We start from the raw sequence: 10,979 nt of genomic DNA, 5'->3' as shown, positions 1-10,979 counted from the left end.
ACGACTGCGCCCCGCCGACGTCAACCGTCGGCGGGGCGCAGTCGTACGGGGCCGTCCTCGCTCCGGACAGTCAGCCTGCTGACTGCTGATTGCGGGTGGTGCTGATGGTCGGCTGCGCCGCCTGATCCCCGCAGAGGACGATCATCAGGTTCGACACGAGATCGCTTCGTTCGGACTGTCCGAGCCTGACGATCTGTCGCCCTTCGATCTCCTCGATCGCGGTCTCCACCATGCCGACAGCTCCTTCGACGATGAGCTGACGGGCAGCGACGACTGCCGTGGCCTGCTGACGCTGGAGCATGGCACGGGCGATCTCCGGAGCATAGGCCAATTGGGTGATGCGGGATTCGATGACCGTGACGCCCGCGGCCATCACTCGGGCTGCCACCTCGTCGGAGAGCCGCGAGGTGATCTCATCGGCATTGTCACGCAGCGACATTCGGCGAGGATCCGAGGAATCGTAGGCATATGAGTTCGCGATGTGGCGGACGGCGGTCTCCGCCTGGATCGCGACGAACTCTTCGAAGTCATCGACCTCGAACATCGCCTGCGCAGTGTCCCTGACCTGCCATACGACCACTGCGCCGATCTCGATCGGATTGCCGTCGAGGTCGTTGACCTTCAGCGTCGACGTCTCATGATTGCGGATCCGCGTCGAGATCTGATCCTTCGTGAAGAAGGGATTGACGAACCGCAGACCCGACTGCCGGACGGTTCCGACGTACTTCCCGTAGAGCTGCAGGACGACGGCATGTCCGGGCGCCACCGAGGTGCACCCCTTGAACAGGAACATCGAGGCGATGAAGCACAGGACGGCGACGATGAAGAGGACCACTCCGATAACGACCTGGGCGAAGGTCATGACGAAGCCGACGATGCCCAGAAGCACAGCGACGAGCAGCAAGACGATGGCGCCGACGATGGCGAAGTAGCCCGAGACCCCGCCTGCCGGCTTCTCGCGGGCCTTTTCGCCATCGGGGGAGACGATGCGGGTGGGGGCTGGGTTCGGTCGACCAGGGCCGGGGGAGCCTTGGGCCGAGTGAGGCGTCTGCGGTGCAGAGCGTCGAGGCCCGTTGTCCGATGCCTGCGACGGAGCCGGCCCGGAACCGGAGTTCGGCCTTGGGCCCGAACCGGAATTCTGTCCGGCGGTACGACGGTTCTGCGGTGCCGGGGGCAGGGGCGAGCCTTCGCCGTGGTGCGGCGGAGCGCCTGTGTTCGCCTGAGCTCCGGCAGGCGGACCATACTGTGCTGTCGATTCCGAACCGCCGATCGACCCGGACTGAGCGCCCTGAGACCCGTAGTGACCATTGGGATTCGTCACTGCCTCCGCCCCGGGATACGCGGCGGGTCGGCTGTGACCGGTCTGGATATGTGTGCTCGGATCACCGCTGGGGACCGGGCCGCGATCGGGGTTCGGATTCGACGATCGGTTCGGTGGCTGACCTGGCTGCTGAGGGTTCTGAGTCATGCATTCAGTCTAGGTCAGGTAATGAGACGCGAATCTCAAAATCTCATCGAACGCGCTATTTGGTAACGGTTCGATAACTGAACTCGTCCCACAACGTGGAACGCTTGAATGTGACCCAGGTCTCAGTATCTTTTCACACTATGAATAATCTTCATATCTCAGCAGCGCCGGTCTCGCCGGTCGACGATGCCATCAACTCTTGGTTCGACCCGATCGCGACATGGTTCGGCAGCATGATCTTCTTTCCGATCACCATCGGAGCGATCTCGTTTCCCTTCGTCGTCCTGTGGCTGATCTTCGCGGCAGCGGTCTTCACCGTCTACTTCGGCTTCATCCAGGCTCGAGGGGCGAAGCTGTCTCTCGAGATCATCCGCGGAAAGTTCTCCTCGAAGTCCGACCCGGGTGAGGTCACCCATTTCCAAGCACTTGCCTCTGCTCTGTCGGGCACCGTGGGCCTCGGCAACATCGCCGGTGTCGGCGTAGCCATCGCTCTCGGCGGCCCCGGAGCGACCTTCTGGATGATCGTCGCCGGCCTCCTCGGCATGTGCACGAAGTTCGTCGAATGCACCCTGGGGGTGAAGTACCGTGAGATCGACGAGAACGGAGTCGTCCACGGCGGGCCGTTCAAGTACCTCCCCGTTGCGTTCCGACGCTTCTCGAGACCTGTGGCGACCGCTCTGACCGGACTCTTCGCCATCGCGATCCTCATCTTCGGTGTCGTCGGCGGCGGCATGTTCCAGGCCAATCAGACGTTCGCCCAGGTCCGCACCGCCACCGGTGGCGATGACGGCTTCCTGGCCGGCCCCTTTGCCTCACTCGTATTCGGACTCATCTTCGCGGGGCTCGTGGCCCTGGTGATCCTCGGCGGCATCCGCTCGATCGCAAAGGTCACCGACAAGCTCGTCCCTGGAATGGCCATCTTCTACGTCGTCTCATGCCTTCTCGTCCTCGGACTCAACTACGCGAACATCCCGAACGCCATCGGCGAGATCTTCGCCGGAGCCTTCAACCCGCAGGGAGTGGCCGGCGGCATCGTCGGTGTCATGATCATCGGCTTCCAACGTTCGGCGTTCTCCAACGAGGCAGGTATCGGCTCCGCGGCCATCGCCCACTCCGCAGTCAGGACCCGTCGCCCCATCTCCGAAGGATTCGTCGCCCTGCTCGAGCCCTTCATCGACACGGTGATCGTCTGCACCATGACCGCGCTGACGATCATCGTCGCCAACCAGGCCTCCTACCGCAACGACCTCGGTGAAGGTGAGATCGGCGGTGTCGCTCTCGCCTCGGACGCCTTCTCCACCGTCGCCTCGTGGTACCCGATCCTGCTGGCCATCGCCGTTGCCCTCTTCGCGTTCTCCACTCTCATCACATGGGCGTACTACGGCGAACGGGCGTGGAGCTATCTGTTCGGACGCTCGAAAGCCACGATCATGATCTTCCGCACGCTCGTCTGCCTCTTCGTCGTCGTCGGCTGCATCGCCAGCTTCTCCAAGGTCGTCGAATTCGCGGATGCAGCCCTGTTCATGTGCGCCTTCATCAACATCCTCGGCCTCTACATGCTCATGCCGGTGGTCAAGAAGGAGATGAAGAAGTACCTCGCAGACCGCAAGGCGGGCACCCTCAACGACCCGGACACCGTCGACGCCGTCCCGGTCGAAGAACCCGCCTGAGACTCTATCTCTTCCTCGCGATGAGGGGGACAGCCACGATCAGGGATGCCTGTGCGCCGCGTCCGAATGGGCGGGGCGCACAGGCATGTCCGGCCATCGATAGACTGGGGGAGTGGATGAGAACAGAGACGACAGAATACGCGCAGTCGACCGGCTGCAGGAGCTTCGGGGCAGCATCGACAATATCGATGCCTCCCTCGTCCATCTCCTCGCCGAGCGCTTCAAACTCACCGAGCGCGTCGGCGAACTCAAAGCCGATCACGGACTTCCTCCGGCCGACGAGTCCCGGGAAGCCAGGCAGGTTGCCAGGCTGCGGGAGCTCGCCGAGGAGTCCCACCTGGACCCGGAGTTCGCAGAGAAGTTCCTCGCGTTCATCGTCGCCGAGGTGATCCGCCGCCACGAACGCATCGCGGAGTCACGCGAAAGCTGAGAGAGCTGCGGAGCTCCCATGCTGTGCCTATCATCGAGAGATGGCTCACAATGAGCAGATCGACCGCTCGCGCATAGGTGATGGGTTTGCCGATGCTGTGTGCTCTCGACTAGAATCGATCGTCGGTGCGCGTGACGCGCCACGGCTGGTGATTCCTCTCAATGGGATGCCTGTGGGACTTGTTCTGCGGCAGCCAAGGGACAACCGCCGTTCGTTTGTTTTCAACAGAAAGAGGGTTCGACCATGGTCTATGCCATCGTCCGCGCCGGAGGCCACCAGGAAAAGGTGAGCGTCGGCGACATCATCACAGTCAACCGAATGAAGGCGAAGGCTGGAGACAGCGTCGAGCTCGATGCCGTACTTCTTGTCGACGGCGAGACGGTCACGACCGATCCCGACGCTCTGTCGAAGGTCTCGGTCACCGCTGAGGTCGCCGGTGAGCTCCGCGGTCCCAAGATTGTGATCCAGAAGTACAAGAACAAGACCGGGTACAAGAAGCGTCAGGGCCACCGCCAGGACCTCACCCGCCTGAAGATCACGAACATCAAGTAAGAGGAGACTTCTCACATGGCAAGCAAAAAGGGAGTCAGCTCGACCCGCAACGGTCGCGACTCGAACCCACAGTACCTCGGCGTGAAGCGCTTCGGCGGCCAGGCCGTCAAGGCTGGCGAGATCATCGTCCGCCAGCGCGGAACCAAGTTCCACCCCGGAGCCAATGTCGGCCGTGGAGGAGACGATACTCTCTTCGCTCTGACCGCCGGCGCCGTGGAATTCGGCACCCGCAACGGTCGTAAGATCGTCAACATCGTCGGAGCCTGATCCTCTCCGGATCCGATCCGTCGTCAATATGATCTCTCCCTGATGAAGGGAGCATGAAGGGTGAGTCGAACGACTCACCCTTCATCTGATATAAGGACATTATGGCCACCGAGTTCGTAGACCGTGTCACCGTTCACCTCGCCGCAGGCGCAGGTGGGAACGGGTGTGCCTCGATCAGGCGTGAGAAGTTCAAACCGCTCGGCGGACCCGATGGCGCCGACGGGGGCAACGGCGGGAACATCATCTTCCGAGTCGACCGCCAGACCACGACCCTGCTTCCCCTGCACCACCGTCCGCATGTGCGTGCCGACGACGGCGGGATCGGCAAGGGCGATCTGCGCCACGGCGCCGATGGAAGAGATCTCATCGTCGACGTTCCCGAGGGAACAGTGGTGAAGAGCACCAACGGCGACGTCATCGCCGACCTCGTCGAAGACGGAACCGAATTCACGGCAGCTGCCGGAGGCCGCGGCGGTCTCGGCAACGCCGCGCTGGCGTCGACGAAGCGCAAGGCCCCCGGCTTCGCACTTCTCGGGGAACCCGGGCAGACCGTCAGCCTCGTGCTCGAACTCAAGACGATCGCCGATATCGCCCTTGTGGGCTACCCGTCGGCGGGCAAGTCGAGCCTCATCGCCGCTCTCTCCGCTGCGAAGCCGAAGATCGCCGACTATCCGTTCACGACGCTCGTGCCGAACCTCGGAGTCGTCCAGGCAGGGGACACCCGCTACACTGTCGCCGACGTCCCCGGACTCATTCCCGGCGCATCTGAGGGCAAGGGACTCGGCCTCGAGTTCCTCCGCCACGTCGAACGCTGCGCAGGTCTCGTCCACGTCATCGACATGGCCACATGGGAGCCCGGACGCGATCCCGTCTCCGACCTCACGATCATCGAATCCGAACTCGCGGCCTACGCAGTCGACCTCGACGATGGAAGCGGACTCCTTCCGCTGTCCGAGCGCCCGAAGCTCGTGGCACTGAACAAGGTCGATATCCCCGACGGCCGCGACCTCACCGACATCGTCCGTCCCGACCTCGAAGCCGCCGGATACCGGGTCTTCGAGATCTCCGCTGTCAGCCACGCCGGTCTGCGGGAACTCTCGTTCGCCATGGCCGAACTCGTGCTGGCCGAACGGGAACGCCGCGCCGAGGTCGAAGCGACACCGCAGCGCATCGTCATCCGTCCGAAGGCCGTCGACGATCGCGGATTCGAAGTCCATTCCGAAGGCTCCTCGGACGGACCGCTGTTCCGAGTCCTCGGCGACAAGCCCCGACGTTGGGTACAGCAGACCGATTTCGGCAACGACGAAGCCGTCGGCTACCTCGCTGACCGGCTCGAACACCTCGGTGTCGAGGAGGCTCTGTTCAAGGCGGGAGCCAAACCCGGCGACACGATCGTCGTCGGCGGAGACGACGGTGTCGTCTTCGACTGGGACCCCACGGCGGTCGGTGGTGCCGAACTGCTGGGCTCCCGCGGATCGGACGCCCGCCTCGAAGAGGAATCGCGCGCCACACGCAAGGAGCGCAAGGCCGCCTATCACGAGAAGATGGACGCGAAGGCCGCGACTCGGGCCGAGTTCGAACAGGAACGTCTGGCCGAACGAGCGAACCGTGAGAGCAGCTACCGGTCATCTGCGACAGAGTCTGCTGAGGGGGCCGGCGAGGAGTGAGCGCGGCAGTTCAGGCGGACTCATCCGCAGCGTCGTCGCGTGACGATATCGCGCATGCCCGCCGTATCGTCGTCAAGGTCGGTTCGTCCTCGCTGACGACGATCGACGGGGGACTCGACGAAGCCAAACTGATCGCCCTGACCGACGTCATCGGCGCCCACCGATCGGCCGGACACGAAGTCATCCTCGTATCCTCCGGCGCGATCGCGGCGGGCCTGGAGCCGATGGGGTTGAAGAAGCGCCCTCGCGACCTGGCCAGCCAGCAGGCTGCCGCCGGGGTCGGACAGGGGCTGCTGATGGCCGCATACACGCGAGCCCTGGGGCGCTACGACCTCGTGCCCGGTCAGGTTCTACTCAGCGCCGATGATCTGATCCGGCGTACCCGGTACAAGAACGCCCAGCGTGCCATCGACAAACTCCTGGCCCTGGGCACCTTGCCCATCGTCAATGAGAACGACGCGGTGGCCACCGAGGAGATCCGCTTCGGAGACAACGACCGCCTCGCCGCTCTCGTCGCTCACTTGGCTCACGCCGATGCGCTCGTGCTTCTGTCCGATGTGGACGCGCTCTACTCCGGGCCCCCGGACCAGCCCGGCTCGCGGCTGATCGACCGCGTACACGGTCCCGGCTACCTCGACGATCTCGCCATCGGCGGTGTGGGGACGGCAGGGACCGGCACCGGAGGAATGGCCACGAAGGTCGACGCCGCCATCATGGTCGCCGATTCGGGGATCCCGGCAGTGCTGACCTCGGCATCGCAGGCCGCTTCGGCGCTGGCAGGGGAGCGAGTGGGTACGTACTTCGCGGTCACCCACAAGCGCCGGGGCACTCGACTGCTGTGGCTGCGCCATCTGGCTCGGACCTTCGGAACGGTCACGATCGACCGAGGGGCCGAAACCGCCGTGCTTTCCCGCGGGACTTCTCTGCTCGCAGCTGGGGTCACCGCCTGCAGCGGGAACTTCGAAGCGGGCGACCCGGTCGAGATCCGCAATCTCGACGATGAGGTCATTGCGCGCGGTATGACGAACTTCTCCTCGGACGAGCTGCCGCTGATGTTCCGATCCACGACCGAGGAACTTGGCACCCGTCTGGGAAATGACTACCGTAAAGAGGTCATCCATCGAAACGATCTCGTTCTCACACAGGTGAGCGGGGGGAGATAGCCCATGACAGCAGCAGCCGAGATCCACCCGAAGACCGTGCGCGGAGTCACCCGCATCGTGCGCAACGCCAAGGCCGCCTCGAGTCTGTTGGCGACGGCCTCGACCGCGGAGAAGAACGCAGCGCTCGGTGCCATCGCCGAAGCGCTGCGCAGCAACACCGACCGCATCGTCAAAGCCAACGACGCGGACATCGCCGCCGGCACCGAGAACGGGATGAGCGACGCTCTGCTCGACCGTCTCCGCCTCGACTCCGATCGCATCGCAGCGATCGCCGATTCCGTCGAAGACGTCATCGACCTCGCGGATCCCGTCGGCAATGTCGTCGTCGGCCGTACTCTGCCCAACGGCATCCGCCTCACCCAGAACCGCGTGCCCATGGGTGTGATCGGCGCGATCTACGAAGCCCGTCCGAACGTCACCGTCGACATCGCCGTCCTCGCCCTGAAATCCGGCAACTCCTCCGTCCTGCGCGGAGGTTCGGCTGCTCAGAACTCGAATACGGAGATCATCTCCATCCTCCGTCGGGCTGTCGAATCAGCGGGATTGCCGGCCGACTCGATCAGCGGCATCGACCAATACGGACGCGAAGGCGCACATGTGCTCATGCACGCTCGCGACTACGTCGACCTGCTCATTCCCCGAGGCGGCGCCGACCTGATCAACATGGTCGTGCAGGAATCTATCGTGCCCGTCATCGAAACCGGTGTGGGCAATGTGCACATGTTCATCGACTCGACAGCCACGGTGAAGACCTCCGTCGACCTCGTCCTCAACTCGAAGACGCACCGCCCCAGTGTGTGCAACTCGCTCGAGACCCTGCTCGTCCATGAGAAGGCCGCGAAACGCGTGCTGCCGAAGATCCTCGAACGCCTCGACGGCGCCGGAGTCATCGTCCACGCCGACTCGGACGTCTCAGCGCTGGCGCCCGCGGGGATGAAGGTCCGGCGGGTGTCGCGACGTGACTGGGCCAAGGAGTACCTGGGCCTGGAGATCGCGATCAAACTCGTCTCCGGGATCGAAGAGGCCATCGACCACATCCGCGCATACAGCTCTGGTCACACCGAGGTGATCGTGACGAAGGACCTCGACAATGCGGACACCTTCGTCACCGCCATCGACGCAGCGGCGGTGGGAGTCAACGTCTCCACACGATTCACCGATGGGGGAGAGTTGGGCTTCGGCGCAGAGGTGGGCATCTCCACTCAGAAGCTGCATGCCCGCGGTCCCATGGGGCTCGAGCAGCTGACGACCACGAAGTGGGTGATGATGGGCAACGGACAGGTCCGTTCCTGAATTCGAATCGGCTCCGAGACTCCACGATCCGGGCACGAACCGCCCGACCAGGGGAGACCTCGGATATGTAAGAAGTCATGTCGATGCCGGATTCCCCGGTCGTTCATGAGAAAATGAGAAGGTAATGACCCCGAGGCGCTTCGTGCGCGTCGGATCACTGAGTAAGGAGAAATGACGTGAACGCAGCCATTATGGCCGCCGCAGCCGAAGGTGGGGAGCACGCAGCCCACGTCGAGCTGCCGATGGATCCGATCTGGTACGGACTCATCACCCTGGCGATCTTCATCACGATGGGCCTTGTGTCTCGGTCGTGGAAGGGCATCTCGCACCGCCACTGATATGGCAGAGCACAGACGCAGAGTCGGTGTCATGGGTGGCACCTTCGACCCCGTCCACAACGGCCACCTCGTCGCAGCGAGTGAGGTTCAGGCGACCTTCGACCTCGACGAGGTGGTTTTCGTCCCCACGGGGCGGCCGTATCAGAAGGACGTCGAAGAGGTCAGCAGCGCCGAACACCGGTATCTGATGACAGTCATCGCCACGGCGTCGAACCCGCGATTCACCGTCTCCCGAGCCGACGTCGATCGCCCGGGTCCGACCTACACGATCGATACGCTGCGCGACCTCACCCGCAGCTACGGTCCCGATACCGAGTTGTTCTTCATCACCGGCGCGGACGCTTTGGCTCAGATCTTGACATGGAAGAATGTAGATGAGCTGTTTTCCCTGGCGCACTTCGTCGGGGTCAGCCGGCCCGGTCACGAACTCCACGGTGAGGGACTGCCGGTCGATCGGCTGAGTCTCGTGCAGATCCCTGCGCTGGCGATATCGTCCACGGATTGCAGACAACGGGTGATGGATGGTGCACCCGTCTGGTACCTCGTACCGGACGGCGTAGTGCAGTACATCGCGAAATACGAGTTGTACAGGAGTGAGAATGGCTGAGGAGCAGTTCACGTCACGTCGAGCACGGCGAGAAGCCGAGAGACTGGCGGCGGAACAGGCGTTCGAAGCAGGAGAGGTTCCTGAGCAGCCGAAGGAGGCTCCGAACTCCCGCGCCGGACTCCTCAGTCCGCTGCCACCGAAGAAGCCCGACGCGAAACCCGCTGCCGAGGGCAGCGATGACACTGCGTCGCGCATCGACCCCGATCCGTCGCCGCGGACCAGCCACGAACGCGGTGCCCTGGCATCGGACCACCCGCAGGAATCGCGCCCACCGGTACAGGCCGAGGACCGACTCGACCCGACACGTGCACCGTTGCCGCACTTCCAGACGCGCGCTGAGAAGAAGCGGTACCTGCGCGAAAACGGACTGTCGCTGTACGGCGATCTGTCCACCGGCGCACTGCCCGTTGTGGCAGATGAGAAGGAGCTGGCCGAACGCCGGGCCGCAGCCGAGGGCCGACTGACCGGACCGATTCCCGAGGTCTCGGATTCAGGATCCGCGGACTCGCAGCCAGAATGGGCGAAGCCGGAATCGGACACCAACGATGCAGAAGCCCCAGCGGGGACTCCGGACGAGTCGTCGTCCGGCTCGAAGGCGGATGCGAAGTCCGTCGGGACCGAGCAAGAGTCCTATGACACTGCTGGTTTCGGTGGAGCCTCCGAAGAGGTCGCTGCCCGCGACTTCGAAGCCCCTGTCACCTCTGACTCCGCACCGCGCCCCACCACCTTGGACGGCGAACCCTATGACGCGCTGTCGATGCCGTATTCGGCCCTCGACGGGGACGCTCCGGCACTCGGCACCAAGACCGAGCAAGACCAGTCTGCTGACAAAGAGACGCCTGCCGACCGCACCGACAGCGTTCAGCCTGTCGGCCAGGACGAGGGCGAGAAGCCCTCAGCCTCGGCAGATGAAGACAAGGCTGCCGGCGAGGCTGACAAAGGTGCGCCTGCCGACCGGGTCGAGAACACAGGGCTTTCCGACAGAGCTGGGAACACCGACTCCGCAGACGAACCCGAGCCCACCTCCCGGTCGCGTCGGATGCCGATCGTGCAGCCGCCCTCGACTTCCGGTGTCCGCGTCGTCACCGCCGCATCGGCACAGACCCCCGCGGCCGACGGAACCCGCAAGAGCGATGCTCGTGGTCCGCAGTCGCCGGAATTCGGTCGTACAGACGAGGCCCCATCCGGCTCGGGCGCCACTGGCGCCGGTGAGTCGGCCGGTGAGGCAGGTTCCGATGACGCGGCACGTGCCCTGGCTGCGAACCCGGAGACCAGGCCGATGGACGCAGTGCCTGAGACCTGGTCGCTGCCGAACGCCGATTACGAAGACGAAGAGACCGTGAACCCTCCCGGCTCACGCATCCGCGCCAGCTCGGTGACCGGACAGGACGGGCAGATCCTCATGGGCGAAGAGCCGTCGAAAATGCCCTATATCGTCCTCGGCGTCGCCGCATTCTTCGCCTTGGCCCTCATCGTCGTCGCCCTCGTCATGTTCCTCTGAGCATCACCGGGTTCCCACCACCT

At 64.1% G+C, this 10,979-nt stretch carries 11 protein-coding genes; 10 read left to right on the top strand and 1 reads right to left on the bottom strand.

Features of this window, described 5'->3' with window-relative positions:
• Positions 1–70: 70 nt before the first annotated feature.
• On the bottom strand, positions 71–1,468 hold the full coding sequence (locus tag BLU88_RS12165) for an SPFH domain-containing protein (protein ID WP_231939391.1): 1,398 nt from the start codon (positions 1,466–1,468) through the stop codon (positions 71–73).
• Between the two features lie 140 nt (positions 1,469–1,608).
• Here BLU88_RS12165 and BLU88_RS12160 point away from each other — a divergent pair, with 140 nt between their 5' ends.
• The 10 genes from BLU88_RS12160 (at position 1,609) to BLU88_RS12120 (ending at position 10,956) form a co-directional block, all read left to right on the top strand.
• Complete coding sequence (locus BLU88_RS12160; protein WP_092014229.1) at positions 1,609–3,138, top strand: alanine/glycine:cation symporter family protein; 1,530 nt, start codon at positions 1,609–1,611, stop codon at positions 3,136–3,138.
• A 112-nt stretch (positions 3,139–3,250) separates the two neighbouring features.
• A complete protein-coding gene (locus tag BLU88_RS12155) occupies positions 3,251–3,568 on the top strand; it encodes a chorismate mutase (RefSeq protein ID WP_092014226.1) in 318 nt (105 codons plus the stop codon).
• A gap of 243 nt (positions 3,569–3,811) precedes the next feature.
• A complete protein-coding gene (gene rplU / locus BLU88_RS12150; RefSeq protein WP_092014223.1) occupies positions 3,812–4,120 on the top strand; it encodes a 50S ribosomal protein L21 in 309 nt (102 codons plus the stop codon).
• Between the two features lie 15 nt (positions 4,121–4,135).
• The gene (gene rpmA / locus BLU88_RS12145) at positions 4,136–4,387 is read left to right on the top strand and encodes a 50S ribosomal protein L27 (protein WP_025776788.1); all 252 of its coding nucleotides are present in this window, start codon (positions 4,136–4,138) and stop codon (positions 4,385–4,387) included.
• Positions 4,388–4,488: 101 nt separating this feature from the next.
• On the top strand, positions 4,489–6,054 hold the full coding sequence (gene obgE, locus BLU88_RS12140) for a GTPase ObgE (protein ID WP_092014220.1): 1,566 nt from the start codon (positions 4,489–4,491) through the stop codon (positions 6,052–6,054).
• Complete coding sequence (gene proB, locus BLU88_RS12135) at positions 6,051–7,217, top strand: glutamate 5-kinase (RefSeq protein ID WP_092014217.1); 1,167 nt, start codon at positions 6,051–6,053, stop codon at positions 7,215–7,217. Before obgE ends, proB begins: the two co-directional genes overlap by 4 nt.
• A gap of 3 nt (positions 7,218–7,220) precedes the next feature.
• On the top strand, positions 7,221–8,510 hold the full coding sequence (locus BLU88_RS12130; RefSeq protein ID WP_092014214.1) for a glutamate-5-semialdehyde dehydrogenase: 1,290 nt from the start codon (positions 7,221–7,223) through the stop codon (positions 8,508–8,510).
• Between the two features lie 176 nt (positions 8,511–8,686).
• Complete coding sequence (locus tag BLU88_RS18160; RefSeq protein ID WP_155807341.1) at positions 8,687–8,848, top strand: hypothetical protein; 162 nt, start codon at positions 8,687–8,689, stop codon at positions 8,846–8,848.
• Between the two features lies 1 nt (position 8,849).
• Entirely contained in the window at positions 8,850–9,455 is a 606-nt protein-coding gene (nadD, locus tag BLU88_RS12125; protein ID WP_092014211.1) for a nicotinate-nucleotide adenylyltransferase, read from the top strand.
• Entirely contained in the window at positions 9,448–10,956 is a 1,509-nt protein-coding gene (locus BLU88_RS12120; RefSeq protein ID WP_092014209.1) for a hypothetical protein, read from the top strand. The genes nadD and BLU88_RS12120 overlap by 8 nt, the downstream gene beginning before the upstream one ends.
• Positions 10,957–10,979: the final 23 nt, after the last annotated feature.

The sequence above is a fragment of the Brevibacterium siliguriense genome (genome assembly GCF_900105315.1).
Taxonomy (GTDB): Bacteria; Actinomycetota; Actinomycetes; order Actinomycetales; family Brevibacteriaceae; genus Brevibacterium; species Brevibacterium siliguriense.
Note: the sequence above shows the minus strand (reverse complement) of the source record. Positions and strands in the feature narration are given on the sequence as shown.